The sequence below is a fragment of the Streptomyces sp. NPDC104814 genome (assembly GCF_055583185.1).
Genome location: NZ_JBVJOL010000001.1, coordinates 274,209 through 300,145, shown reverse-complemented (window position 1 = coordinate 300,145; position 25,937 = coordinate 274,209). Strand labels below are relative to the sequence as shown.

Annotated in this window: 25 protein-coding genes; 13 read left to right on the top strand and 12 right to left on the bottom strand. The window is 72.6% G+C overall.

Translation table 11 applies throughout. The features are described from left to right. Positions 1 to 45: 45 nt before the first annotated feature. Positions 46 to 978 (top strand): hypothetical protein, encoded by a 933-nt coding sequence (locus ACZ64A_RS01180; protein ID WP_469807405.1) that lies wholly within the window; start codon positions 46 to 48, stop codon positions 976 to 978. A 61-nt stretch (positions 979 to 1,039) separates the two neighbouring features. Here the strand turns inward: ACZ64A_RS01180 and cyc2 are convergent, their stop codons facing one another. Further along, entirely contained in the window at positions 1,040 to 3,202 is a 2,163-nt protein-coding gene (gene cyc2 / locus ACZ64A_RS01175; protein ID WP_469807403.1) for a germacradienol/geosmin synthase Cyc2, read from the bottom strand. Positions 3,203 to 3,358: 156 nt separating this feature from the next. Here cyc2 and ACZ64A_RS01170 point away from each other — a divergent pair, with 156 nt between their 5' ends. Then, on the top strand, positions 3,359 to 4,231 hold the full coding sequence (locus ACZ64A_RS01170) for an alpha/beta fold hydrolase (protein WP_469807401.1): 873 nt from the start codon (positions 3,359 to 3,361) through the stop codon (positions 4,229 to 4,231). Further along, entirely contained in the window at positions 4,228 to 5,490 is a 1,263-nt protein-coding gene (locus ACZ64A_RS01165) for a cytochrome P450 (RefSeq protein ID WP_469807400.1), read from the top strand. Before ACZ64A_RS01170 ends, ACZ64A_RS01165 begins: the two co-directional genes overlap by 4 nt. A 27-nt stretch (positions 5,491 to 5,517) precedes the next feature. On the opposite strand, the gene ACZ64A_RS01160 is transcribed toward ACZ64A_RS01165, so the two are convergent. The 6 genes from ACZ64A_RS01160 to ACZ64A_RS01135 form a co-directional block, all read right to left on the bottom strand. Further along, positions 5,518 to 6,699, bottom strand: a complete 1,182-nt coding sequence (locus ACZ64A_RS01160; protein WP_469807398.1) for a damage-control phosphatase ARMT1 family protein — start codon at positions 6,697 to 6,699, stop codon at positions 5,518 to 5,520. Between the two features lie 128 nt (positions 6,700 to 6,827). Next, positions 6,828 to 7,484 carry a ScbR family autoregulator-binding transcription factor gene (locus ACZ64A_RS01155; RefSeq protein WP_469807396.1) on the bottom strand — a complete coding sequence of 219 codons (657 nt, stop codon included), beginning with the start codon at positions 7,482 to 7,484 and terminating at the stop codon, positions 6,828 to 6,830. 331 nt (positions 7,485 to 7,815) lie between these two features. After that, entirely contained in the window at positions 7,816 to 8,772 is a 957-nt protein-coding gene (locus ACZ64A_RS01150; RefSeq protein WP_469807394.1) for an ABC transporter substrate-binding protein, read from the bottom strand. A gap of 168 nt (positions 8,773 to 8,940) precedes the next feature. Beyond that, entirely contained in the window at positions 8,941 to 9,609 is a 669-nt protein-coding gene (locus tag ACZ64A_RS01145; protein ID WP_469807392.1) for an ABC transporter permease, read from the bottom strand. Further along, complete coding sequence (locus ACZ64A_RS01140; RefSeq protein ID WP_469807391.1) at positions 9,606 to 10,313, bottom strand: ABC transporter permease; 708 nt, start codon at positions 10,311 to 10,313, stop codon at positions 9,606 to 9,608. Before ACZ64A_RS01140 ends, ACZ64A_RS01145 begins: the two co-directional genes overlap by 4 nt. After that, positions 10,310 to 11,440, bottom strand: coding sequence for an ABC transporter ATP-binding protein (locus ACZ64A_RS01135; RefSeq protein WP_469807390.1), 1,131 nt, complete (start codon positions 11,438 to 11,440; stop codon positions 10,310 to 10,312). Before ACZ64A_RS01135 ends, ACZ64A_RS01140 begins: the two co-directional genes overlap by 4 nt. Positions 11,441 to 11,658: 218 nt before the next feature. On the opposite strand from ACZ64A_RS01135, the gene ACZ64A_RS01130 reads away from it, so the two are divergent. The 3 genes from ACZ64A_RS01130 to pdxR are packed head-to-tail and all read left to right on the top strand — an operon-like array spanning position 11,659 to position 14,438. Then, entirely contained in the window at positions 11,659 to 12,255 is a 597-nt protein-coding gene (locus ACZ64A_RS01130; protein WP_469807388.1) for a LysE family translocator, read from the top strand. Positions 12,256 to 12,257: 2 nt separating this feature from the next. Beyond that, positions 12,258 to 12,959 (top strand): B3/B4 domain-containing protein, encoded by a 702-nt coding sequence (locus tag ACZ64A_RS01125; RefSeq protein ID WP_469807386.1) that lies wholly within the window; start codon positions 12,258 to 12,260, stop codon positions 12,957 to 12,959. A 24-nt stretch (positions 12,960 to 12,983) separates the two neighbouring features. Then, positions 12,984 to 14,438, top strand: coding sequence for a MocR-like pyridoxine biosynthesis transcription factor PdxR (pdxR, locus tag ACZ64A_RS01120; RefSeq protein ID WP_469807384.1), 1,455 nt, complete (start codon positions 12,984 to 12,986; stop codon positions 14,436 to 14,438). A gap of 110 nt (positions 14,439 to 14,548) precedes the next feature. Here the strand turns inward: pdxR and ACZ64A_RS01115 are convergent, their stop codons facing one another. From ACZ64A_RS01115 to ACZ64A_RS01095, 5 genes are all read right to left on the bottom strand, one after another. After that, positions 14,549 to 15,286 carry a PP2C family protein-serine/threonine phosphatase gene (locus ACZ64A_RS01115; protein ID WP_469807383.1) on the bottom strand — a complete coding sequence of 246 codons (738 nt, stop codon included), beginning with the start codon at positions 15,284 to 15,286 and terminating at the stop codon, positions 14,549 to 14,551. Positions 15,287 to 15,465: 179 nt separating this feature from the next. Next, entirely contained in the window at positions 15,466 to 15,873 is a 408-nt protein-coding gene (gene msrB / locus ACZ64A_RS01110; RefSeq protein ID WP_469807381.1) for a peptide-methionine (R)-S-oxide reductase MsrB, read from the bottom strand. Between the two features lie 17 nt (positions 15,874 to 15,890). Next, on the bottom strand, positions 15,891 to 17,276 hold the full coding sequence (murC, locus tag ACZ64A_RS01105; RefSeq protein WP_469807379.1) for a UDP-N-acetylmuramate--L-alanine ligase: 1,386 nt from the start codon (positions 17,274 to 17,276) through the stop codon (positions 15,891 to 15,893). 216 nt (positions 17,277 to 17,492) lie between these two features. After that, positions 17,493 to 17,966 carry an indole-3-glycerol phosphate synthase gene (locus ACZ64A_RS01100; RefSeq protein ID WP_469807378.1) on the bottom strand — a complete coding sequence of 158 codons (474 nt, stop codon included), beginning with the start codon at positions 17,964 to 17,966 and terminating at the stop codon, positions 17,493 to 17,495. A 214-nt stretch (positions 17,967 to 18,180) separates the two neighbouring features. Further along, positions 18,181 to 19,128, bottom strand: coding sequence for a pyrimidine reductase family protein (locus ACZ64A_RS01095; RefSeq protein ID WP_469807376.1), 948 nt, complete (start codon positions 19,126 to 19,128; stop codon positions 18,181 to 18,183). A gap of 37 nt (positions 19,129 to 19,165) precedes the next feature. Between ACZ64A_RS01095 and zapE the strand changes: the two genes are divergently transcribed. The 7 genes from zapE (at position 19,166) to ACZ64A_RS01060 (ending at position 25,918) form a co-directional block, all read left to right on the top strand. Next, positions 19,166 to 20,278, top strand: coding sequence for a cell division protein ZapE (zapE, locus tag ACZ64A_RS01090; RefSeq protein WP_469807374.1), 1,113 nt, complete (start codon positions 19,166 to 19,168; stop codon positions 20,276 to 20,278). A gap of 49 nt (positions 20,279 to 20,327) precedes the next feature. Then, positions 20,328 to 20,594: a hypothetical protein gene (locus ACZ64A_RS01085; protein WP_469807372.1), complete on the top strand. Its 267-nt coding sequence runs from the start codon at positions 20,328 to 20,330 to the stop codon at positions 20,592 to 20,594. Between the two features lie 172 nt (positions 20,595 to 20,766). Continuing rightward, positions 20,767 to 21,162, top strand: a complete 396-nt coding sequence (locus ACZ64A_RS01080) for a hypothetical protein (protein ID WP_469807370.1) — start codon at positions 20,767 to 20,769, stop codon at positions 21,160 to 21,162. A gap of 108 nt (positions 21,163 to 21,270) precedes the next feature. After that, entirely contained in the window at positions 21,271 to 21,852 is a 582-nt protein-coding gene (locus tag ACZ64A_RS01075) for a carbonic anhydrase (protein ID WP_469807369.1), read from the top strand. Positions 21,853 to 21,860: 8 nt separating this feature from the next. Further along, on the top strand, positions 21,861 to 23,327 hold the full coding sequence (locus tag ACZ64A_RS01070) for a SulP family inorganic anion transporter (protein ID WP_469807367.1): 1,467 nt from the start codon (positions 21,861 to 21,863) through the stop codon (positions 23,325 to 23,327). 105 nt (positions 23,328 to 23,432) lie between these two features. Continuing rightward, positions 23,433 to 24,395 (top strand): slipin family protein, encoded by a 963-nt coding sequence (locus ACZ64A_RS01065; protein WP_469807365.1) that lies wholly within the window; start codon positions 23,433 to 23,435, stop codon positions 24,393 to 24,395. Between the two features lie 131 nt (positions 24,396 to 24,526). Continuing rightward, complete coding sequence (locus tag ACZ64A_RS01060; protein WP_469807364.1) at positions 24,527 to 25,918, top strand: PhoX family protein; 1,392 nt, start codon at positions 24,527 to 24,529, stop codon at positions 25,916 to 25,918. The last annotated feature ends 19 nt before the right edge of the window (positions 25,919 to 25,937 follow it).

Below are 25,937 nucleotides of genomic sequence, written 5' to 3'. Positions count from 1 at the left end.
TCACGCCGAGCGGCGTTGTCAGTGGGTCCTGTTACGTTCTGTGACATGACCGATCACGCGCTGCGGAAGCTACGGGACGACCCGCGTCTGGCCGAACTGGCCGCCTTCCCCTTCGACTTCGACGTGGACCGCGCGGCCCACGGCCATGTGGAGCCGGTGCGGCTGGCCTCGGGCGGTCCCCTGACCGTGGTGGCCGGGGACGACACGGGGGGCACCTACTTCGTGTGCGCCGACGGCTGCGTGCTGCACGCCGACTCCGAGGGCGGGGCGTGCCTCGTCGGCACGAGCGTCGACGAGGCACTCGAGGTGGTCATCGGGCTCGCCGACTGGGGCGCGTTCGCGGACCTGACGCCCGACGACGGCGAGGAGCGCATCCTCGCGCGCAAGGCGGAGGTCGAGGAGGAGATACGCGAGCACTACGGCATCGACGACGAGCGCGAGGAACTGCTCGCCGGGCTCGGCCTGCCGCGGCGCTCACCGGTGGAGCTGGTGGCCCTGCTGCACCGGGCGCTGACGCACACGGAACCCGACCATGTGCTGCTCAACGCCGCGGAGCTGAACGCCTACCGGTTCCTCCACGACCACGACGGCCTTCCGCCGCTGTGGGAGTACCTGGGCGTCGGCACGCAGGGGTACGCGGACCCGGCCGCGCAGCCGATGTCGACCTGGACCCGCCCGGTCCTCGCCCGGGGAGGGACGGAGGCGGTGCGGGTCGCCCTCATCCGCCGCCTGGACGCCTTCGTCATGAACCAGAGCCTGCTGGGCAGACCGGGAGCGTCCGGGCAGCTGGACACCTCACCGCTGCGGGAGCTCGTGGAGGAGTTCGCGCACCTCGGTGACCTCCCCCAGGCGCTGCGCGCCCAGCGCCTGTACACCGCGCTGCAGGACACACCGGCGGAGCGGGCGGCCGCAACCGCCGTGCGCGACCGCCTGGAGGAGCGGGTACGCCGGTCGCCCCAGGTGCCGGTCGTCGGCTGAGCGGCGGGACGTACAGGGTGACAGTGCAGGTCGCCGGCGGGGTGCGCGGGGTGCCGGGTCGTCAGCCGAGGGTCAGGGCCGGCACGGCGGGCGGGCGGTCCGGCAGGAAGCCGTGGGCGCGGCGGGCCAGCCACTCGGCCTTGTAGCGGTCCACGCTGCGGTGCCAGTTGAGGATGCCGGCCATCCAGTTCTGCAGGTCCGTGACATAGCCGTGCACGGCCGCGCGGGCCTCGGCGGACAGCGCGAAGTCGTCGTACAGCACGGGCAGTTCGTGTGCGACGACATGCTCGAACTGCTTCATGCGCTGGGTCGTCAGGTCGTGGACCACGCCGAGCGCCTGCGGATGGTCACAGCCGAAGAAGTTCTGGACGACAAGGATCGCGTTGTGGATCTCTCCCTCGTACTCGATCTCCTTCTGGTAGGAGAAGACGTCGTTGACCAGGCATCCGTAGTCGATGGCGGCGTTCTCCAGGGAGCGCACCGGGCCGCTGGCGTACACCTCGGGCGGCACGGCGGGGCCGTACCCCATGCGGCACAGGCTGAGGGTGAGGTCGGAGCCGAAGGTCCGGCGGCGCATCTCCAGGTAGTCGACCGGGTCGGGGACGCGGTTCTGCAGCCGGTTGGACAGCTCCCACACCCAGCTCTCGGTCATCACGTCGACGGACGCCTTCATCGTGCGCCGCTGCTCGGGTGTCATCCGGGCCGTGGTGCGGGCCCACAGGTCGACGAGGGCGCGCTCCAAGGCGTTGGCGGGGGTGAGCGGTTCCTCGCCGTCGACGGGCATGCACGCCGACAGCCGGGCGGTGGTCAGCCGTGCCCCGGCCAGGTCGCGGCGGTGGCCGTGGACGAGCGGGTAGTAGTCGTCGCCGTAGGTGCCGAAGGCGAGCCACTGGGCGCTGAGATCGAGGGCCTCGGGGGTGGCGTCGGGGTCGAGGCCGGCCGAGCACAGGGCGGGGTCGAAGGCGCGGAGCTTGTCCTCGTCCCAGACCCCTTCCCCCAGGATGCCCATCGCCCGGCACCAGTCGCCCAGGCTCACCCGCGTCCGGTCCAGATGCGGGCTGAGCCCGAGCGGGAACGGCATGTACAGGTCGGGGATGCGGGACGGCCCGACCTTCCGGAAAGGCGTGTTCCGGTAGGTGCGCAGCCGGTCCTGGGCGGCCGAGGCCAGCAGCGCGCCCACGTCGGCGGCGGAGGTCCCGGGCCCGGTGAGGGCCTGCCACGGCGCGTCGGTCCGGGCGCCCTTGTTCATGTAGCGGCTGGAGCGCATGTGCCACTCGTGGCCGCCGGACTGCCAGTCCTGCAGCCCCTTGGTGTAGGCGGCGACGGCGGCGACCTCGGCCGGGTCCAGCCCCTGATCGAGGGCGAGTGCGGGCACCTCGGTGAGGGCCGTGTGCTCGAACTGGTGCAGCCGCGAGGTGAGGATGTCGTTGACGGTCTCGGCGGCCTCCTGGGTCGTGCAGCCGAAGAAGGTCTCCAGCACGAGCACGCCGTTGCTGTTCTCGCCCTCGTCCTCCACCTCGCGCTGGTAGGAGAAGAGGTCGTTGCGCAGGTGCACGGCGTCGGAGAAGGTCTCCATCAGCACCCGCAGCGGCCGCGCGGACGCCACCGACGCCGGGACCTCCGCCGTCGCGTACTCCACGAGCCCCGCCGACCAGGGCGCGCCGCCCACCTTGCGGCGCATCTCGATGTACTCGACCGGGTTGGCGATCCGCCCCTCGTTGATGTTGGACAGCTCCCACATCGACTCGTTGAGCAGATGCTCGGTGGCGACGGAGAAACGGCGCCGCCAGTCGACCGACATGGAGGGCACGGTGCGCTGCCACAGGTCCTTGAGTCCGGCCTCCACCGGGTTCTCCGGCTCGGGCACGGCCGCGGCGGGGTCCAGCGGCATGAACAGCGGCAGCCGGTCCAGGTGGGCCTTTCCGGCGGCGCGGTCCTGGGTGCGCTTGAACATGTCCAGGAAGTGGTCGTCGAAGAAGAACACCCACACGTACCAGTCGGTGATCAGCGACAGGGCGGGTCCGTCGCAGTCGGGGTGGGTGTAGGCGCAGAGCAGTCCGTAGTCGTGCGCTTCCAGGTCGGGCTGCTCCCAGATCCCCGACCCCTCCAGCATGCCCATCTCGCGCGCCCAGCGCGTGGAGTGCTCCCGGGCCTCCTCCAGATGGGGGTTCAGCCGCGCGGGATACGGCATGTAGAAGTGCGGGAGTTCGAACGGCTGCGTCATGGCCGGGGCCCTACCCAGGGCCCGCGGAGGGCATCCGGGCGGGCGGACATGATCACACCATCGCGTGAACCCCGGCCCGAACAGGCCCGAACGGAGCGCGGAGTTGCCCCCTCGCGCCCCCTGGACGCCGCGCGGCCGTGCGTCCACCGTGGTCGCATGACGACGTTCACGCTCCCGCACGAGTTGCTCGGCGACGGCGCCCACAAGGTGTTCGCCGTGCACGGCTGGTTCGCCGACCGCTCCGCCTTCGCACCCGTACGCGCCGACCTCGACACCGTGTCCTTCACCTACGCCCTGGTCGATCTGCGCGGCTACGGCGGGGCGCGGGACGCCGGCGGGCCGTTCACCACCGGACAGGCCGCCCGGGACCTGGTGGCGCTGGCCGACCGGCTCGGCTGGGACCGGTTCTCGGTGGTGGGCCACTCGATGGGCGGCGCCGTCGGGCAGCGGCTGCTCCACCTCGCCCCGCACCGCCTGCGGCGGCTGGCCGGCGTCTCCCCGGTGCCCGCCTCGGGGCTGGCGCTGCCGCCCGGGCAGTGGGAGCTGTTCGCCGACGCCGCGCACCGGCCGGAGAACCGGCGCGCCATCATCGACATCACCACCGGCGGACAGCGGCCGGCGGCCTGGCTGGAGCGGATGGTGGCGCGTTCGCTGGAACGCAGCGACGACAAGGCGTTCCGGGCCTGGCTGGACTCCTGGGCCGGGGAGGACTTCCACGCCGACGTGCTGGGCGCGGACCACCCCGCGCTCGCCGTCGCCGGGGCACTCGACCCGGCGCTCTCGGCGGACCTGCTGCGCCGGACGTGGGGTGCCTGGTACCCACGCGCGGAGGTCCACGAGCTGCCGGGCGCCGGGCATTACGCGATGGACGAGACGCCGCTGGAACTGATCCGCGTCGTCGAGGACTTCCTGCGCGCCGACGACACACAGGACGGCGACGGCACAGGGGACGCCTCGCGGGACGGCGGCAGCGCGCGGGCCTACGACGCCGGTGCGACGGAAACGGCCGGCGAGGGCGAGGGCGCGTGACCGCTCCCACCGCACCGCCCGTGCCCGACGTGTTCGACCCCGTGCAGTACGCGGACGGCGTTCCGTACGCCGCCTACCGTGTGCTGCGCGACCACCATCCGGTGGCCTGGCAGGCCGAGGCGGAGGTGCTGGGCTGGCCCGCGGGCCCCGGCTTCTGGGCCGTGACCCGGCATGCGGACGTGGTGCGGGTGCTCAAGGACGCGACGACGTACTCCTCACACCTGGGCGCCACCCAGATCCGCGACCCCGACCCTCGGGATCTGCCGTTCATCCGGCGGATGATGCTCAACCAGGACCCGCCCGGGCACGGCAGGCTGCGCCGGCTGGTCAGCCGGGCGTTCATCCCGGGGCGCGTCGAACGCTTCACCCACGTCGCCCGGGACCGGGCCGGCGACCTGCTCGGCCGGGCGTTGGCCGGGGTCCCGGCCGGCGGCGGCACCGTGGACCTGGTGGCGGCGGTGACCGACGACTACGCGCTGCTCAACCTGGCCGATCTGCTGGGGGTGCCGGAGAGCGACCGCGGGCTGCTGCTGCAGTGGACGCAGCGGGTCATCGGCTACCAGGACCCCGACGAGGCGGGCCCGGCGGTGCGGGACGCGGCGGGCCGTCCCGTGAATCCGCGCTCCCCCGCGATGCTCGGGGACATGTTCGCGTACGCCCGGCAGCTCGCCGCGTTCAAGCGCAGCCATCCGGCCGACGACATCATGACGACCCTCGCCCACGACGCCGAACTCACCGGTCCGGAGCTGGAGATGTTCTTCTTCCTGCTCACGGTCGCCGGCAACGACACCGTGCGCAGTGCGGCCCCGGGCGGTCTCCTGGCGCTCGCCGAGCACCCGGAGCAGTACGAGGCGCTGCGCACCGGGAAGGCCGGCCTCACCACGGCCGTGGACGAGTTGCTGCGCTGGCACCCGCCCGTGCTCACCTTCCGGCGTACCGCGCTGCGGGACACCGAGCTGGCCGGGCGGCGCATCCGGGCGGGCGAGAAGGTGGTCGTCTTCCACGCCGCCGCCAACCGCGACGAGCGGGTCTTCGCCGAGCCCGGCCGGCTGGACCTCACCCGCTCCCCGAATCCGCACGTGTCCTTCGGGGACGGCCCTCATGTCTGCCTGGGCGCGCACTTCGCGCGGCTGCAATTGCGGCTGCTGTACGGCGAGGTGCTGCGGACGCTGCCCGCACTGCGGACGGCGGGACCCGCGAGGCGATTGGTGTCGAACTTCATCAACGGCATCAAGGAGCTGCCGGTGCACACGGGATGAGCGGCCCTCCCTTGCCTGGCTCGGGCGTCACCGCCGGACCTGGATGAGCGCATGGGTGCCGCTGGTCCGCCACCGCGGCCCCTCGGCGGCGTCGAGCGCGGCCACGGCGGCGGCGTCGAGGCCGGTCACGACGTCCGACTTCAGGGTGCGCAGCGCGGCGACCGGTCCCGGGAAGTGGGCAGTGACCTCGGCGAACGGGGTGGTGGCGGGCCACATCCGGTCGCCGACCAGGCGCCGGTAGTTGAGGTCGCCCTTGACCACGGTCAGGGTGCAGGCGGCGAACTCGGCACGCAGATCGCCGGGCATCCGCGCGTACGGCAGCGGGCCGGCGGAGAACGGGTGGGCGCGCACGGCGAGGGTCCCGTCGGTCATGGCCTGCCACAGCCGCCGCCCGTGCGTGCCGGCCGCACCCGGAGCGCTGGTGAGCCGGCGCAGGGCGTCGACGACATCGGCGGTGGTGGCGTCGGAGACGTAGTACGGGTGCGGTTTGACGTGCAGCAGGACGCGCGCGACGTGGCCGTGGGCGAGCAGGTGGGAGATCAGCAGCAGGTCGGGGACGAGTTCGCGGCCGGCGTTGTCGGCGACGAGGCACAGCGTGCCGTCCGCGCGGCCGGGCGGGAGCAGTTCCCACAGGGTCGCGCTGTCGTCGGCGAGCAGGGCCGGGGTGGTGTCCCGGGCGGCACCGTCGGCCGTCTGGAGGCGGAAGCTCAGGTCGGCGCGGTTGCCCCACAGGGAGCCGTGCAGCAGCGCGGTGGCCTGCTCGTCGGGGGCGAGGCCGGCGAGCCGGTCGAGCGCGGCGAGTTCCTCGTCGGTCTCGGGGGCGTCGAGTTCGGCGCGTTTGGCGGGCCGGAACGGGTCGATGTCGTGCCAGGGACCGTCGCCGAAGTAGCCGACGCTCTCCAGAAGCAGGCGGTAGAAGTAGCTCTCCGACCACAGCCAGGGCACGTCGAACCAGGAGCGGCCGGTGTACGTCCGGAGCCCCCAGGCCAGCCAGTGGTCACGGTCCGGGGCGTGGGGCGGGAGCGGTTCGATCACGCCGCCCGTGCACTGGGCGAGCAGCGCGTCGAGGGCGGCGTGCTGCTCGGGGCCGTACGGGAAGGAGTCGCGGACCTGCTTGACGATCGCGGGGTGCCGTTCGGCGAGCACGCTGTGCGGGAAGGAGCCGGGCTCGTCGGCGCGCAGCTCCGGGGGCTGCGGGGTGTCGGGCATGCCACTCACCGTACCTCCGGCCCGCCGGCCGAGCCGTACGCGCCGCTCGCCGTGCCACCAGGCCACCAGGCCACCCGGCGTCGGCGGGACGGCCGGGAGACGGGAGACCGGGAGACGGGAGACCGGTGTCAGACGGCGGCGGCCGCCGCGGTCTCGCGCTCCAGGCGGGAGACGAGCGTCAGATAGCGCGGGCGGCGCGGTACGGGCACCAGGCCGCGGATGAGCAGGTGCCACATCTCGGCCATCCGGCGGGGCAGCCGGGCGACGGGTTCCAGGGAGCGGCCGACGACACGGGTGCCGACGAAGAAGGAGACGAGGGAGTGGGTGACGGCATCGATGTCGACGTCCGGGTGGAGGTCGGACTCGCGGACCGCGCCGCGCAGCCGCCGGGAGACCAGCTCTCGCCACTCGGTGAAGGGGTGACGCAGCGGCGGGCGGACCGGGACCGGGCCGGTGGCGAGCCGCAGACCGGCCCGGGCGATCGGGCCCTCCACGGACAGCCGGGCGAAGCCGAAGGTGATGCGCATCAGGGCTTCCAGGGACGGATACCCGTGGCCGTCGACGTCGCCGGCGACCTTGCGGGAGGCCTCGGACTGGATCTCGAGGATGGCGTGCGCCAGGTCTTCCTTGGCGGCGAAGTGGAAGTAGAGGGCGCCTTTGGTGACCTTGGCGTGCTCGACGATGTCGCTGAGGCTCGTCGATTCGTAGCCGTGCCGGTCGAACAGGTCGGCTGCGGCGGTGAGGATCGTCGCGCGGGTCTGTTCGGCGCGTAACTGCCTCGGCATCGACAGGTCACTCCTGGGGGTACGGAAGAGAACGGACCATGCCGTTTGTTTTACTCGTGTTACTCACTCCCCGTACATGCTAGCTCACCGGCCACCCCGGCCCGCGTGGCCACCAGGCCCCCGCGAACCCGGGCACCCCACGTGAGTCCAGCACTCGGCGCGCGGCACGAACGGCGTACCGTCCTCAACTCCCGCTGGTCACAGGGTATTCCGCGCCCCACGAGAAGGGAGCGGCACGCCGACGAGCGTCCCGCTCCCGAGCTGATACCCACTCAACTCCCGCTCGAACGGGACGGAGAATACGGGGCAAGCGGTCTGTTACCCGGGCGGCTCAGCTCAGGCCCACCGACTTCAGCCAGGCCTGAGCCACGTCGAGCGGGTCCTTCTTGTCCAACTGGACCTGGGCGTCCAGGGCGAGCAGCGTCTTGGTGTCCAGCTTGGCGGAGACGGCGTTCAGTGCGTCGACGCCCGGCTGCGGCAGGCCCTTCTTGTAGACGAGGGGCTGCACGTTCTGGAAACCGAAGAGGTTCTTCGGGTCCTGCAGGACGACGAACTTCTCCTTCTGGACGGTGGTGTCGGTGGAGAAGAGGTCCGCGACCTGGACGTCGTTCTGCTTCAACGCCGCCTGGGTCAGCGGGCCGCCCGCGTCGAGCGCCTTGAACGACTTGAACTCCAGGCCGTACACCGACTTCAGGCCCTCCAGGCCCTGCTGCCGCTTCTGGAACTCCGGCGAAGCGCCGACGACCAGGTCCCCCGCGATGTCCTTGAGATCGGCGATGGTCGAGGAGGACGTCAGGTGGTACTTCGCCGCCGTCTCGGCGTTGACCGCCAGCGCGTCCTTGTCCTCGGCCGGCGAGGGCTGGAGCAGCGTCAGCTCCGGATCGAGCTTGCCCGCGATGGCCCGGGTGGTCTCCTCGGCGGACTTCGGCGTGGCCTTGCGGTCGAGGTAGGCGAGCAGCGCGCCGTTGTACTCGGGCAGGACGGTCAGGGAGCCGTTCTTGATCAGGCCGTACGTCGTCTCACGGGTGCCGATATTGGGCTTGTAGGTGACCTTGACGCCCTTGGCCCGCAGGGCCTCGCCGTAGATGTCGGCGAGCAGCGTGGACTCGGGGAAGTTGTTGGAGCCCACGACCACCGTCTTGCCGTCGGAGTCGTTCTGTGCGAGCGGGTTGTCGCCCTTGCTGTCGGAGGAACACCCTGCCAGCAGCACCGACGTCGCGGCGAGCACGACGGCGGCGGCGCCGGGGAGGGTCCTGCGGGGCCTGCTGCGCTGGGCGGTAGTAGTCACCCACTGATCCAATCCAGCCACTTCTCCCCCGTCAAGGCCATTTGTGTTACCAATGCGCTTCGCCATCAGGCCGGTTGCCGACGCCATCCGCCCCGGGCCACCTCAGCAGCGCCACTCCGGCCGCCCGCCTCAGCTGCGTCGCCTCAACCGCCCCTGCCGACCGCCGCCTCAGCCGCGTCGGCGTACCCCCGGCGACACCGCGTAGCGGCCGGCGGCCCAGAACAGCACGAGGGTGACGAGGGCCAGTCCGGCCACGAGGGTGGCGCCGCCGACGACCTTCTCGTAGTCGTGCTGGTAGAGGCCGTCGATGACGTACCGGCCGAGGCCGCCGAAGCTGACGTACGCCGCGATGGTCGCCGTCGAGACGATCTGGATGGCCGCCGAGCGCAGGCCGCTGAGGATCAGGGGAAGGGCGACGGGCAGTTCGACCCGGAAGAGGATGCGTGTCTCGGCCATGCCCATGCCCCGTGCCGCGTCCACCGGGGACGGCTCGACGGAGCGCACCGCCTCGTAGGTGGTGACGAGGATCGGCGGGATCGCGAGGACCACCAGCGGGATCATCACGGGCAGCAGACCGAAGCCGAGCAGGATGAACATCAGCACCAGCAGCCCGAAACTGGGCAGGGCGCGGGCCGCCGTGGCGATCAGGGCGAGCGCGTTGCCGCCGCGTCCGGTGTGCCCGGTGAGCAGGCCGGCCGGCAGCCCGACGGCGGCCGCGATCACCAGCGCGAGCAGGGAGTACTGCACGTGTTCGCGCAGCCGGGTGGGGATGCCGTCGTAGCCGTGCCAGTGGGCGCTGTCGCTGAAGAAGGCGTTCACGAAGTGCAGGACGTTCACCGCGCGGTCTCCTCGGTGGCGGACACGGCCGGTTCGGGGCGCGGCCCGGCGGCGACCGTGCGGGTGCCGCGCGGCATCCACGGCGTCAGCAGCAGGCGTACGGCGACGAGCGCGGCGTCGGCGAGTACGGCGAGGACGGCGGTTCCGATGACCGAGAGCCACACGAGCCGGGGCTGCTGGTAGGTCATGCCGTCGTTCAGCAGGTTGCCGAGGCCACCCTGGTTGCCGATCAGCATGCCGACGCTGACCAGCGAGATGCTGGAGACGGTCGCGACGCGCAGCCCGGCGAGGATCGCGGGCACGGCGATCGGCAACTGCACCGTCAGATAGCGGCGCACCGGCCCGATACCCATCGCGGTCGCGGCGTCCAGGGTCTCCTGCGGCACCGAGCGGACACCGTCGACGACGGCCGGCACGAGCACCACCAGGCTGTAGAGGCCGAGCGGGATCATCACGGTCGTCTCGGTCTGACCGGTGTAGTCGATCAGGAAGACGATGAACGCGAGGGACGGGACGGCGTACAGCACGGTCGCCGCTCCGAGCACCGGCGGGTACAGCCAGCGCAGCCGCACGCACAGCTGGGCGAGGGGCAGCGCCACCAGCAGCCCGGCGAGGACCGGGATCAGCGCCTCGCGCAGATGCATGCCGACCAGGCCGAGGTAGGTGTTCTGCAGATCGCTGGGGAGGTGGAACAGGCCGTTCATCGCAGGGCCTTCGGCGTGCTCGGGGTCTGGGCGTGCGCGGCACGGATCGCCGCCCCGATGGCCTGCTGCGACACGACCCCGCGCACGCGCCCGGTGTCGTCCACGGCGACGGCCCAGCCGGTCGGCGACAGCACGGCGCAGTCCAGCGCGGCCCGCAGCGAGTCGGTGCCGGCGACGAACGGCCGGCCGTACGGCAGCAGCCGGGCCGGATCGACGGACCCGGCGGTCAGCGTGCCGGGCTCGCCCCAGCCGAGCGGCCTGCCGTCGGCGTCGGTGACGAGGAGGTGGGGCGCCTCACCCTCCGCCGCGGCGGCGAGCTGCTCCGCCGAGGCGTCCACGGCGACGACCGGCGCCGTGAGCAGTCCGAGGCCGGCGGAGGGGAAGAAGGACAGGCGCCGGATGCCGCGGTCGGCGCCGAGGAAGTCCTCGACGAAGGCGTCGGCCGGCTGGGACAGCAACTCGGCGGGCGGCGCGTACTGGGCGAGCCGGCCACCGGTGCGCAGGACGGCGACCATGGTGCCGAGTTTGACGGCCTCGTCGATGTCGTGGGTGACGAAGACGATGGTCTTGCCCAATTCGTCCTGCAGGCGCAGCAGTTCGTCCTGGAGGCCCTTGCGGACCACGGGGTCGACGGCGGAGAACGGCTCGTCCATCAGCAGCACCGGCGGGTCGGCGGCGAGCGCCCGGGCCACGCCGACGCGCTGCTGCTGGCCGCCGGAGAGCTGGTGCGGGTAGCGCCGGGCGAGCGAGCCGTCGAGGCCGACGCGCTCCATCAGCTCCCGCGCCCGCTCACGGGACTTCGCCTTGCTCCAGCCGAGCAGGCGCGGGACGGTGGCGATGTTGTCGACGATCGTGCGGTGCTGGAAGAGCCCGGCGTGCTGGATGACGTATCCCATGGAGCGGCGCAGGGTGTGCACCGGCTGCTGCTGGAGGTCGGTGCCGTCGAGCAGGATGCGGCCCTCGCTGGGCTCGACCATCCGGTTGATCATCCGCAGGGTCGTCGTCTTGCCGCAGCCGGAGGGGCCGACGAGGACGGTGATCGCCTTCTCGGGTATCTCCAGCGTGAGCCGGTCGACCGCCACCGTGCCGTCCGGGTACCGCTTGGTGACTGATTCCATCCGTATCAAAACGCCGAACGCCCTTCGGTTTGGCAGCACGTGCCTGGCGGCGGGCGCCGTCCGTACGTGCGTACGGACGCCCGCTGCCGGGAGAGTCTAGACGTCATGGACCTCCCTACCCGGTGATGCCGTTGTTATGGACCGGTGAACGGTGCTGTCTTTGGCCCTGTCCGGGGGGCCAACGCGCGGGCAGGGTGGGACGCCTCGCCCTTTCCGCGGAGGTTTCCTTGAGCGTCACGTTCCTGCTGACCACCCTGGTCGTGGTCGTCACCCCCGGCACCGGCGTGGTGTACACGCTGGCCGCCGGGCTCACCCACGGCCGGCGGGCCGGCGTGGTGGCCGCGTTCGGCTGCACCCTCGCCGCGCTGCCGCACCTGCTGGCCGCGGTGACCGGACTGGCCGCCCTGCTGCACGCGGGCACCGTCGCGTTCACCGTGGTGAAGTACCTCGGTGTCGCCTACCTGCTGTACATGGCGGGGGCGATGCTGCGCGACCGCTCGGCCCTGGTGGTCGACCGGGAGGCCGCGCCGCGCTCCGCCTCCCGGCTGATCGGCTCGGCCGTCCTGGTCAACCTGCTCAACCCCAAACCCGCCCTGTTCTTCCTGGCGTTCCTGCCGCAGTTCGTCGCGGCGGGCGACGTCGGGGCGATGCTGCGGCTGGGCGGCGTGTTCATGGCCCTGACCTTCGTCGTCTTCACCGCGTACGGCCTCGGCGCGGCCGCGCTGCGCGAGCGGCTGCCCCAGCGGCCCGGGCTGCTGACCGGGATGCGCCGGGGCTTCGCCGCCTGCTTCGTCGCCCTGAGCCTGCGGCTGGCGGTGGCGTGACCATGCGTTTCCGGCACGCGGACGCGATCTGGTCCGTCCACCCGCGGCTCGCCGCCGGCGTGCTGTACGCCGACGGGATCGACGCGCACGCGGACACGGGCCCGCGAGCGGCGGCCCACATCGCCCGGGCCGCGGCCCGCCTGGCGGGTGCCCCGGAGGGCGAGTTCCCCGAAGTGGCTGCCTGGCGCCGCGCGTTCTCCCAGCTGGGTCTGCGCCCGACGCAGTACCGCTGTGCCGCGGAGTCGCTGCTGCGGCGGCTGCGCAAGGAGGGCGCGTTGCCGCGCATCCACCCGCTGGTGGACCTGTGCAACGCGCTCTCGGTGGCCCATGCGATCCCCGTCGCCGCCCTCGACGCGGACCGTATCGCAGGCCCGCTGCTCGAAGTGCGGCCCGCCAGCGGCGACGAGGTGTACACGGCGTTCGGCGGTGCAACGGAGCATCCCGCGCCCGGCGAGGTCACGTTCGCCGACTCCGCCGGCCGTGCGCACGCCCGGCGCTGGACCCACCGGCAGAGCGGGTACTCCGCCGTCGGTCCGGACACCCGCCGCGTGCTGGTGGTGACCGAGGCGATGCACGACGGCGGCGAGCAGACCGTGCGGTCGCTGCTGAAGAGCGTCACGCAAGAGCTCGCCGCGCACTGGCCGGTGCGCACCACGGACGCCGTTCTCACCGCCGGGGCGCCGGAGTTCGCCTTCGGGGACTGAACGGCACGTGACAGCATGAGCCCGATGAACGCAGCGCCCGGCGGCTCCGACTTCCTGCAACTGGACATCGGTACGGCACCGGCCGGCGGCAAGGCGCGGTGGCTGACCGAGTGCCTGCGCGGGGCCATCGCCGACGGCCGGCTCACGGTGGGCAGCAGACTGCCGCCCACCCGGGTGCTCGCCGCCGAACTGCGCGTGTCCCGGGGCGTGGTGACGGAGGCGTACCGGCGGCTGGCCGAGGACGGCCATCTGGAGGGACGCCGGCGCGGGGGCACGGTGGTGGTCGCGGTCCCGCAGGAACGGGTACGCGGCGCCGCCCCCGGCACGGCCGGCCCGGGCACGGCCGCGTTCACCGGCGACCCGGGCCCGGAGGTCTTCGACGCGCTGCGCGCGGCCCCCGCCCGGTTCGACTTCACCCCGGGCCGCCCCGACCTGGCGGCGTTCCCGCGCGCCGCGTACCTGCGCGCCGAACGCGCGGTCCTCGCCGGGCTGTCGGCGGACGGCCTCGGCTACGGCGACCCGCGTGGCGCGCCGGTGCTGCGCCGGGCCGTGGCCGACTGGCTCGCCCGCAACAGGGGCGTGCGGGTGGCGCCCGACGACGTACTGATCGTGGCCGGCATCGCGCAGGCGCTCACCCTGCTGCACACCGTCCTGCTGGCCGACGGCATCGACGCCGTCGCGCTGGAGGACCCCGGTTCGCTGGGCTCTCGCCAGCATCTGCGCAACGGCGGGCTGGCCACCCCGCCCGTAGCGGTGGACGAGGCCGGGATCCGCGTCGACGCCCTGCGCGCCTCGGGCGCCCGCGCGGTCCTGCTCACGCCGGCCCACCAGTTCCCCACCGGGGTCGTCACGAGCGGCGAGCGCCGCCGTGAGCTGCTGCGCTGGGCGCGGGAGGGCGGGCTGATCCTGGAGGACGACTACGACGCCGAGCACCGCTACGACCGTCCGCCGGTACCGGCGCTGCGCGAGCTGCTGGCCGACCGCGTCTGCTACATGGGCAGCGTGTCGAAACTGCTCGCGCCGGCCCTGCGGATCGGCTGGCTGATCCCCCCGCCCGCCTACCGCGCCGCCCTCATCACCGCGAAACGCTTCGCCGATCTGGGCAACGCGGTGCTCCCGCAGCTCACGCTGGCCCGGCTCATGGACGGCGGCGACCTGGAACGCCACCTCCGGCTGCTGCGCGGCCGTCACCGCCGCCGCCGGGACGCCATGATCGAGGCTCTGGCCGCCCATCTGCCGGGCGCTGTGGTGCACGGCGCGGCAGCGGGCCTGCACCTGACGGTCACCTACGCCGCCGACGTCCCGGACACCGCCCTGGCCCGGGCCGCACTGGCCCACGGAGTCAAGTGCCATCCTCTCTCCTGGCACCGCCAGCGCCCCGGCCGGCCCGGCCTGGTCCTCGGCTACGCGGCGACACCGGCCGGAGTGATCACCGAGGGCGTGGCCCACCTGGGCAAGGCGCTACGGGAGAGCACCTGACCGGCCCCGGACGACGCGGCACCCGCGCACGGCGGCAACGGGACACGCCCCGCAGGTCGCCCCGACGACCCGCGGGCGCCTCAGCCGAAGCCGGACGTCGCCCGGACCCGTCAGAGGCCGACCCGCACCACCGCCAGCGTGATGTTGTCCGGCCCGCCGGCCTCGATGGCCGCGTGCCACAGCTCGTAGGCCGCGCGGCCGTCGTCGTTGTCGCGCAGCACCGCCTCGAGCACATCCTCGGTCACCGGGTCGGTCAGCCCGTCGGTGCACACGAGGTAGCGGTCGCCGGGGCGCAGGGGCACGGCCGTGACGTGCGGCCGGACGTCACGGTGGGCGACGGAGCCGCCCAGGCACTGCGTGACCAGGGAGGTGGTGCGCTGCCCGGGTTCGAGGGGCGGACTGTCGTCCACGCTCACCTGGCGCAGCCCGTCGGAGGAGGCGGCGAAGACCCGGCTGTCGCCGACGTTGAAGACGAGCACCGAGTCGTGCAGCAGCACCAGACCGGCGACGGTCGTGCCCATGGCGGTGAGGTCGCTGCCCTCGGCGGCCTCGTACACGGCGCGGTTGCAGTCGCCCAGCGCCTCCCGTACGGCGTCCTCGCCGTCCAGCACCGGTCCGGCCCGGGCGAGCAGGCGGGCGACGAGGGCGCTGGCCACGTCACCGCCGGGGTGACCGCCGAGCCCGTCGGCGACGGCGACCACGACGGGCGAGCGCAGCGGGAAGACCAGGGTCTGCGGGCTCTCGGTCACCGTGGCGCACAGCGTCCACGGTCCGGCGACGAGGCTGTCCTCGTTGCGTTCGCGCACCAGTCCCGGATGGCTCAGCGCACTCACGGCGACGTACGGCATGCAGGCCCACCGCCTTCCCGCTTCGGACCATGCCGGTCTGCGCCGGCCGCGGGCCGGGCCTCCCCTGTCAGTCTAGGTCGGCCCGGTGACCCGCTCAGCCTTCTCCGGACAGGCGCTCAGCGTTCCCCGGGGCGCGCTCAGCCCTCCTCGGGGCGCGCTCAGCCCTCCTCGGGGCGCGCTCAGCCCTCCTCGGGCTCCAGGCGCAGCGCGATGCTGTTGATGCAGTAGCGCTGGTCGGTCGGGGTCGGATAGCCCTCCCCCTCGAAGACGTGCCCGAGGTGGGAACCGCAGCGGGCGCAGCGCACCTCGGTGCGGACCATGCCGTGGGAGCGGTCCTGCACCAGCTCCACCGCGTCCGTGTCCTTCGGGTCGTAGAAGGACGGCCAGCCGCAGTGCGACTCGAACTTGGTCTGCGAGGTGAACAGTTCGGCACCGCAGGCCCGGCAGGAGTACACGCCCTTGGTCCTGGTGTCCGTGTACTCACCGACGAACGCGGGCTCGGTGCCGGCCTGGCGCAGCACCGCGTACTCCGCCGGGGTCAGCTCCGCGCGCCACTGCTCGTCCGGCTTCTCGACGTCGTACGACATGTCGGCCAACCCCTTCACTACTGCGCGAGACGGTCCAGGATGCGCGGTCCGAGGTCCGTGACGTCGCCCGCGCCCATGGTGAGAACGAGATCACCGGCCCGTGCCATTCCCGCGACCACGTCCGGCACCTCCGCCTTGTCGTGGACGGCCGTGACCTCGGCGCCCGCGGCGCGCGCGGCCTCGATGATCAGCTCGCTGGTGATGCCGGGGATCGGGTCCTCGCGGGCCGGGTAGATGTCGAGGACGACGGAGGCGTCGGCCAGGGCCAGCGACTGGCCCATCTCCTTGCCGAGCTCCTGCGTGCGGGAGAACAGGTGCGGCTGGAAGACGACGAGGATGCGCGCGTCGCCCGCGGCGGCCCGCATGGCCTCCAGGTCGGCGGTCATCTCGGTGGGGTGGTGGGCGTAGGAGTCGATGACCTGGACGCCGGCCGCCTCGCCCTTGAGCTGCAGGCGCCGCTTGACGCCCGTGTACGCGGCGATGGCCGGGGCCAGCTCGGCGGCCGGGATGCCGAGGGCGGCGCCCGCGGTGAGCGCGGCGACCGCGTTGAGGGCGTAGTGGCGGCCGGGGACGGAGACCTCGAAAGTCAGCTCCTGGCCGTCGAGGACGACGGTGACCTGGCTCTTGAGGCCCTGCGGCACGATCGACAGCACCCGCACGCCGGCGTCCTCGGCCTCGCCGTACGTCACCACGCGCACGTCCTTGACGCGCCGGGTCAGCTCGCGCGCACCCTCGTGGTCGGCGGAGATCACCAGCGTGCCGCCGGGGACGATCTTCCCGGCGAAGGTCTCGAAGGACTCGTAGATCTCGTCCATCGAGGCGTAGTTGGCGTGGTGGTCGAGCTCGACGTTGAGGACGATGGCGACCTCGGGGGCGTACTTGTGGAAGCTGCGGTCGCTTTCGTCGGCCTCGGCGACGAAGATCTCGCCGTCGCCGTGCAGGGCGTTGGAGCCGGGCGCGTCGAGGTCGCCGCCGATGGCGTACGACGGGTTCAGGCCCAGGGCGGTCAGGGAGACCGCGAGCATCGACGTGGTGGTGGTCTTGCCGTGGGTGCCGGCGACGGCGATCGGACGCAGGCCCTCCATCAGCGCGGCGAGCGCGTCGGAGCGGTGCACGACCGGGATGCCCAGCTCGGCGGCGCGCACCAGCTCCGGGTTGTCCTTGCGGATCGCGGAGGAGACGACCACACAGCTCGCGTCGTCGGCGAGGTGCTCGGCGGCGTGCCCGATGTGCACGGTCGCGCCCAGCGCGCGCAGCGCCTCGGCGGTGGCGGACTCCTTGGCGTCGCTGCCGGCCACCTTGGCGCCGCGCTGCGCGAGGATCTTGGCGATGCCCGACATCCCGGCGCCCCCGATGCCGATGAAGTGCGGTCGGTCCATGGCGGTAGGAAGGCCGGGTGCCATGCGTTCTTCTCCCATACGGTGCGGACGGAGCGTGCCTAGCCTATGCGGTCGAGCGCCGGGCTCCTTGCAACGCAGGGCACTGGTCCGACGCAAGGGGCGCGGGGAACTGCGCGACCTGCCACGACGGCGCCGCACCCGCCCACGCACCGCGCAGAACGCACCGCACCGCACCGAACGCCCCGCACCGAACGCACCGGACCGCACCGCCCCTGGCGATCAGGCTTTGCTGTGGGAGAACAGCTTCAGCACCGGCACCCCCACCTTGTGCCGCGCCCGCGAGGCCCAGTCACGGTGGAAGAACTCCTCCACGTAGTGCGGATCGGTCAGCACGATCACCTCGTCCGCGCCGACCTCGTCCACCAGGGTCCGCAGAGCATCCAGCGGATGGTCCTCGACGAGCCGGCCCTCGGCCGCGCTGCCGGACGAGCGCAGGGCGGTCAGGGAGACGTCCAGGGCCTGCCGGCCGACGCTCTTGGCCTCGTCGCCCTCGGGCGTCTCCCCCTCTCGCGCGGCCTCGTCGATCTCGCCGAGCGCGATGTCGTCGATGGCTCTCAGCAGCCGGTCGGCCTGGTCGCCGCGGGGCTGGAGCAGGACGTGGAAGGCGACCGGCTCGTCCCCGTGCAAGCTGGTGACGAACTCCACGTCGGCGGACGTCAGGGCCTTCTCGATCATCAAAACGCTTGTGAACACCAGGCGCCCCTTCTGCTGCGGGGGTCCGGGCCCCCTGTCCTGCGTGGGCCGTGCCAGGCCCTGCGGAAACCATCCTGCCCCGTGATCGCACGGGTACTGCCGGATTTAGTGTGCCCGCCCGAAGCGAAACGGAACGGCAGATTCCGCTGATGTCGGTGCTCCGGGCACCCGCCCGCCCGCCAGGGGGCCGACGAGCGGGTGCCGGGCACCGCACTCAGGGCTGCGACCTGCAATAACGGCTGTAGAGGAAGCCGTCCTCCTCCAGTAGGGACACCAGTGCGAAGCGGTGCGGAACGGTGACGGAGGGCCCTCCGGCGATGCGCTGGGCGTCCCCGGCGGTGAGCATCGGGGAGACCGTCAGACACAGCTCGTCGAGCACCTCGGAGGCCACCATCTGTCCGAGCAGCCGGGGGCCGCCCTCGGTCAGCAGACGGGTGTGGCCCAGCTCGGCGAGGGCCTGCACGACGCGGACCGGGTCCACGCCGACGCCGTCGCCGGCGATGACGACCTTCGCGCCCGCCTTCTCGGCCGCGGCCCGGCGCTCCGGGGAGGACGCGGCGCCGGTGAGCACGAGCGTCGGCACCACGGGCGAGGTGAACAGGGGCAGCGAGAAGTCGAGGTCCAGACTCGCGGTGACCACGGCGACCGCCGGCACCGGGTCCTGCCCGGCGGCCTCGCGCATCCCGGCGAACTCGGCACGCACGCGTGCCGGGCGGTAGCCCTCCTGGCGCACCGTCTCCGCCCCGACGACCACCACGTCGGCCAGGGCCCGCAGGGTGCCGAAGATCCGCATGTCGGTGGCGTTGGAGATGGGCTGGGAGCGGCCCTCGTGCTGGGCGGCGCCGTCGAGGCTGGAGACCATGTTGGCCCGCAGCCACGGCCGGCGCTGCCCGGCGGGCGGCTCGGGGTAGGCGTACGCGGCGGCCAGCTCGGCGAGGCCCCACTCACGGCCGTCGGCCCCGCGGGCGAACGTCGGCAGCCCGACGGGCCCCCCGCCGGACGCGGTGCCGTCACCGGACGCGGTGCCCCGACCCGCCACGGGACCCGCAGCGCCACCGCCAAGGGTCCCCTCGTCCGATCCGTCCGCCGCCGCGCCCTCCTCGGAAGCCCCCCGCAGGGTCTGGGCTGCTGTTTCTTCGGTCACAGGGAACAGGCGTCGCATGTCGTGCAGTCTGGCACGCCCCGTAAGCTGGGGAACCGTGTCGTCCTCCACCTCCGCCTCCAGCCTCGCCCCGATAGCCGACGCGGCCCCGCTGTCCCTGTGCGCCCGTGAGCCGCATGTCCCCGCGGACCGGCTGGTGGCCGAGATGGTGCCGCCGCCGCGGTTCGACTCGGTCCGTTTCAGCACGTACATCCCGGACCCGAACCAGCCCAGCCAGACCGAGGCCGTGCAGGTCCTGGAGAGCTTCGCGGCCGGACTCGACGGGGCGGGTGCGGGCGGCGGCGCCAAGCGCGGCCTCTTCGGCTTCGGCAAGGCGAAGGCCAAGGCGGCGAAGGCCCCGGCCGGCCCCCGCGGCGTCTACCTCGACGGCGGCTACGGCGTCGGCAAGACCCACCTGCTCGCCTCCCTGTGGCACGCCACCCCGGCCGAGCCGGCGAAGAAGGCGTTCGGCACCTTCGTGGAGCTGACCAACCTCGTCGGCGCCCTGGGCTTCCAGCAGACCGTGCAGACCCTCTCCGGCCACCGCCTGCTGTGCATCGACGAGTTCGAGCTGGACGACCCGGGCGACACCGTTCTCGTCTCCACGCTGCTCGGCAAACTGGTCGACGCCGGTGTCGCGCTCGCCGCCACCTCCAACACGCTGCCCGGCAAGCTCGGCGAGGGCCGTTTCGCCGCCGCCGACTTCCTGCGCGAGATCCAGGGGCTGTCGGCCCACTTCCGCACTCTGCGCATCGACGGCGAGGACTACCGCCACCGCGGTCTGCCTCAGGCGCCCGCGCCGTTCACCGCCGAGCAGGTCAGGCGCGCCGCGCACGCCACCGCGGGTGCCTCGCTGGACGCCTTCCCGCAGCTCCTGGAGCACCTGGCCAAGGTGCACCCCAGCCGCTACGGCGCGCTGACCGACGGGCTCGCGGCGGTGTGCCTGACGGACGTGCGTCCGGTGCCGGACCAGTCCACCGCGCTGCGGCTCGTCGTCCTCGCCGACCGGCTCTACGACCGCGAGGTGCCCGTCCTTGCCTCGGGGCTGCCGTTCGACCAGCTGTTCAGCGAGGAGATGCTGAACGGCGGCTACCGCAAGAAGTACTTCCGGGCCATCTCCCGCCTCACGGCCCTGGCCCGCGACGCCAAGGGCCTCGTCGAGAAGCCGTAGGGCCCGGCCGGCCTTGCCGCACCCCTGGCCGGGCGGCGATGCTGGGCCGATGCCAGGTCAGCGCAAGAGGAAGCGGCGGCAGCAGGCCGAGAGCCGGCGGGCCGCCGCGCGCTTCGCGCCCGAGGCGGGGCACTGGGAGGTGCTCCTGGAGACCCGGGACGAGTCCGAGCTGCACGCCCGCCTCGACCTCATCCGCGCGAGCGAGCCGCACCTCGACTGGTCGACGACGCGTGTCGACCTGCTGTGCGGGCGGCTGACGCAGCCGACGACGTACCGGCTGAGCCGCTTCGTGCCGCCCGCTCCCGCGACGCCCTGACCTCGGGTCAGGAGCCGGTTCGCGCCAAACCACCCTCTGTTTTCAGGCTCTCTTCAGCTTGTAACGCGTAGTTAACCTTGCAAACGCCCTTTCACCGCTACCGTGTTTCTTGACCATCTATTGACCAAGCATTGGTCTGCATATGACGCGCGAGTCGAGCGGGGGGAGGGACATGTTCCGTGGTACGACGGGCCGGACGGCCCTCACCATGCTCATCACGATCCTGCTCGCCCTCCCCTTCTTCACCGGTATCGATTCCTTCGCACTCGCGCACACGACCGGTCATGCAGAGGCCAAGGCTCGCCCCGGCGCGGCGCTCCCCGTCGCGGTTCTGCGCGAGGAGACCGTCTCCTCCCGGGACTGCGGACACCTCCCCGGGCCGGCCGACCCGCTGCGCCCCCGCGACCGTCAGCGCACGGCCGACTCGGCGCCCCAGGCATCCGAACGCCCGCTGTCGGCCCCGGACCCCGCCGCCCCGCGCACTTCCGCGGCCGGCAGAGCCCCGCGGCACTCCCCCAGACCCTCCCCGGCCCCCTCTCCGGCCGCACTCCAGGTCTTCCGCTGCTGAGAACAGAGCCGTACCCGGCACCTCCGCCGCGCGCGGAGGCAGTACACCCCACCTCTGTCCTTGAAGCCCGACGCGCCCCCCACGGCGCGCCAGGAGGAGTCACCACACATGCAACCCCTCATCGACCACGCCCGTGCCTTCGGCCAGCGCCCTGAGGAGTTCGCCCCGCTGGCCCAGGGCCAGTCGCCGCAGGTCCTGTTCATCACCTGCTCCGATTCCCGGGTCGTCCCGGCCCTGATCACGGGCGCCGGCCCCGGTCAGCTCTTCGAGCTGCGCACCGCCGGCAACATCGTCCCGCCGTACAGCCCCGGCCGGCCCACCTCGGAGGCGGCCACCATCGAGTACGCGGTGAACGTCCTCGGCGTGCGGGACGTCGTCGTCTGCGGCCACTCGCACTGCGGCGCCGTCGGCGCCCTGGTACGCGGCGACGACCTCGACGCCGTACCTGCCGTACGGGACTGGCTCGCGCATGCCGCCGAGGGCCCCGAGGCGGCCGATCCGCAGGACCCCACCGTGGCCGGGGCGGTGCAGCACCATGTGCTCGCCCAGCTGCTGCGGCTGCGCTCCTACCCGTGTGTGCAGGAGCGCCTGACGGACGGCCGGCTGAATCTGCACGGCTGGTACTACGAGGTGCACACCGGTGCCGTGCGCGAACACCGCGCGGCCACCGACTCCTTCGAGGCACTGTGAGGTCCGGCATGCGCGCGTTTCCTCATCTGCGGCAGGACTTCCTCGCCTCCATAGTCGTGTTCCTGGTCGCGGTGCCCCTGTGCGTGGGCGTCGCGGTCGCCTCGGGCGTCCCGGCCGAACTGGGCCTCGTCACCGGCATCGTGGGCGGTCTGGTCACCGGGCTCATGCCCGGCAGCAGCCTCCAGGTGTCGGGGCCGGCCGCCGGCCTGACGGTGATCGTCTTCGAGGCCGTCAGCGAGTTCGGGGTGGGCACCCTCGGGGTGATCGTGCTGCTCGCCGGTCTGTTCCAGCTCGCCATGGGCTTCTTCGGGATCGGCCGCTGGTTCCGGGCGATATCCGTCTCGGTCGTCGAGGGCATGCTCTGCGGCATCGGCCTGGTGATCATCGCCGGGCAGATCTACGCGGCCGCGGGGCTGACCGCCCCGAAGACCGGCATCGGCAAGGTCACGGGCCTGCCCGGGGCGTTCGCCGACGTGCTCGGCAGCACGGCGGCCCTCGCCTCGCTCGCGATCGGCGCCGGCACCGTCGCCGTCATCGTGCTGTGGAAGAAGCTGCCGAAGGCGGTGCGGTCCGTGCCCGGCGCGCTGGCCGCGGTCGTCCTGGCCACGGTCGCCACCCTCCTCCTCGACCTGCCGGTCGCCACGGTGAAGGTGGAGGGCCTGCTCGGGGTCGTCCAGCTGCCCGGTGCCGCCGCCTTCGGTGACCTGGCCCAGCCGGCCCTGTGGGGCACCGTCGTCGCGTTCGCGCTGATCGCCTCGGCCGAGAGCCTGTTCAGCGCGGCGGCGGTCGACCGGCTGCACGACGGTCCGCGCACCCAGTACGACAAGGAGATGATCGCCCAGGGCGCCGGCAACACGGTGTGCGGTCTGCTGGGCGCGCTGCCCATGACGGCCGTGATCGTGCGCAGCTCCGCCAACGTCCAGGCGGGCGCCAGGACCAAGGCGTCGCGCGTGCTGCACGGCGTATGGCTGCTGCTGTTCGCCGCCGCGCTGCCCGCCGCCCTGGCACTGATCCCGATCCCCGCGCTGGCCGGAATCCTCGTCCACGCGGGCTGGAAGCTGATCCCGTTCCGCCAGATCTCCGACCTGTGGCGCGGCCACCGGGGCGAGGCGCTGATCCTCGTGGTCACGGCCGTGTCGATCGTCGCGGTGAACATGTTCGAGGGCGTGCTGATCGGCCTGGCCCTGTCCGTGGTCAAGACTGCCTGGGAGGCCTCGCACGTCCGGCTGGAGATCGTCGACAAGGGCGCCGGGCCCGTCCAGGCGCATCTGTCGGGCAACGCGACCTTCCTGCGGCTGCCGAAGATCCTCGACAGCCTGGAGGCGCTCCCCCAGGACCGGCCCGTCGAGCTGGACCTCTCGGGGCTGCACCACCTGGACCACGCCTGCCGTACGGCGCTCGAGTCGTGGGCCGAGCGGCACAGCGCGGTCGGTACGGAACCGGTGAAGCTGGTGAAGGTGACGACGGCGGCGTAGCACGTGCCGCCGCCCGCCCTCCGGTCCCGGGCGTGGCCCGGGACCGGAGGGCGGGCATATCGTTGCAGGAGTAGACGGAACGGACCTCTCGGTGAGGGGGTCGGCATGGTCGAGGAGCTGGTGGGGGCGATCGTGGCGGGCGGCGTGGCAGGGCTGGTGTACCTGTCCGCCGCGGCGCGGGTGGTCAAGCAGTACGAGCGCGGAGTGGTCTTCCGGCTCGGCCGGCTGCGCGGTGACGTGCGGCCCCCGGGGCTGGCCCTGATCCTTCCCGGGGTCGACCGGCTGCGGAAGGTCAACATGCAGATCGTGACCATGCCGGTGCCGGGCCAGGAGGGCATCACCCGGGACAACGTCACGGTGCGGGTGGACGCCGTCGTGTACTTCAAGGTCGTGGACCCCACCGCGGCGGTCGTCAACGTGGAGGACTACCGCTTCGCGGTCTCCCAGATGGCGCAGACCTCGCTGCGGTCGATCATCGGCAAGAGCGAGCTGGACGACCTGCTCTCCGACCGCGAGAAGCTGAACCAGGGCCTGGAGCTGATGATCGACAGCCCGGCCGTCGGCTGGGGCGTGCAGATCGACCGGGTCGAGATCAAGGACGTCTCGCTGCCCGACACGATGAAGCGGTCGATGGCCCGGCAGGCCGAGGCCGACCGCGAGCGGCGGGCGCGGATCATCAACGCCGATGCCGAGCTGCAGGCCTCGAAGAAGCTGGCCCAGGCCGCCCAGGCCATGGAGGACACGCCCTCCGCGCTCCAGCTGCGGCTGCTGCAGACGGTGATGGCGGTGGCGGCGGAGAAGAACTCCACGCTGGTGCTGCCCATTCCGGTTGAGCTGCTGCGCTTCCTGGAGAGGGGCGCCGAGCGGACCGAGCAGACGCCGAAGGACCACGTCGCCGAGGAGGCACCGAGGAGTCTCACCGACGAACAGGTACCGAAGAGTCTCGCCGAAGAACAGGTACCGAAGGGTCTCCCCGAAGAACAGGTGCCGATGGGCCTCGACGGCCGGCCGTCGCCGAACGGCGTCGTCGACGAGCAGGCACCGGAGGGCCACGTCATCGAGCAGTGAGGCGGCGGCGTCACGCCCGGTGACACGTGCTACACGCGTGGTTCCCGCGCACGGCGGCAGATGGTAGACACGGCGGGGTCAGTAGGAGTTCCTGTGCATTTCCTGTCCGCCAGCAGGAAGGTTGCTGCCGCATGTCTGCAACTCGACGTCAGGTTCTGGCCCGTGCGAGTGCCCTGGGAGCGGGCATCGCCTTCACCGGGGCCCTGTCCGAGCTCTTCGCGGGCACCGCCGCCGCGCAGAACCCGGGCCGCACCGGCTACGGCCCCCTCGTCCCCGACCCGAACGGACTGCTCGACCTGCCGGAAGGTTTCCGCTACACCGTGCTCTCCCGCGAGGGCGACCCGCTGCGCTCCGGTGAGGGGCCGGTCCCCTCCCACCACGACGGCATGGCCGCGTTCGCCGGCCGGGCGGGCCGCACCCATCTCGTGCGCAACCACGAGAACCGGGTCACCGCGGCCGTCCCCGTGCCCACGATCGAGGGCCTCACCTACGACCCGGCGGGAAAGGGCGGCTGTACGGCCCTGACGCTGGACCCCCGGGGCCGCGTCCTGTCCGAGCATGTCGCCATCGCCGGCACGGCCGTGAACTGCGCCGGCGGCCACACCCCTTGGGGCACCTGGCTGACCTGCGAGGAGACCGAGGACAAGGCCGGCACCAACGGCTACGCCAAGGACCACGGGTTCGTCTTCGAGGTCCACCCGAGCGACCCGCACCGCACCGGCGCCGTCCCGCTGACCGCGATGGGGCGCTTCCAGCACGAGGCGATCGCGGTCGACCCGCGCAACGGTGTCGTCTACGAGACGGAGGACGCCTTCCTCAAGCCGTTCGGCCTGTTCTACCGCTTCCTGCCGGACAAACCGCTGGGCGGCGTCGGTTCGCTGCGCGCGGGCGGCCGGCTGCAGGCGATGCGCGTGCCGGGCGTACCGGATCTGTCCCCGATCCAGGAGACCGGCGCGCACTTCGACGGCGTGGAGTGGGTCGACGTACCCGACCCGCTCGCCGCGTCCACCCCGACCCGGCTGCAGGACTACGGCCGCGGGGGCATCACCCACGCGCAGAAGCTGGAGGGCTGCTACTGGGGCGGCTCGTGCGTGTACTTCGTGTCCTCCTTCGCCCGCAGCGCGGACGGCTCGGGCGCCGACCACTACGGCCAGATCTGGCGCTACGACCCGAAGCGGCGCCGTCTGACGCTGGTGATCGTCTTCGGCCCGGACACCGACGTGCAGTTGCCCGGCGAGTCCCCGGACAACATCTGTCTGGCGCCCAGCGGCGGGCTGATGGTGTGCGAGGACGGCAACGGCGCCCAGTACGTCTTCGGGGTCACGCGCCAGGGCGAGGTGTACGCCATGGCACGCGGCCGCCAGGCCATCACACCAGCCGCCACCGCGGCGGGCGGCACCCCCGGGCAGCCCGAATGGGGCGAGTTCGCCGGGGTCACCTTCTCCCCCGACGGCGACACCATGTACGTCAACTGCTACACACCGGGAACGACGTTCGCGGTGACCGGCCCCTGGCGCCGATAGCGGGACGGTCGCCGGCCGT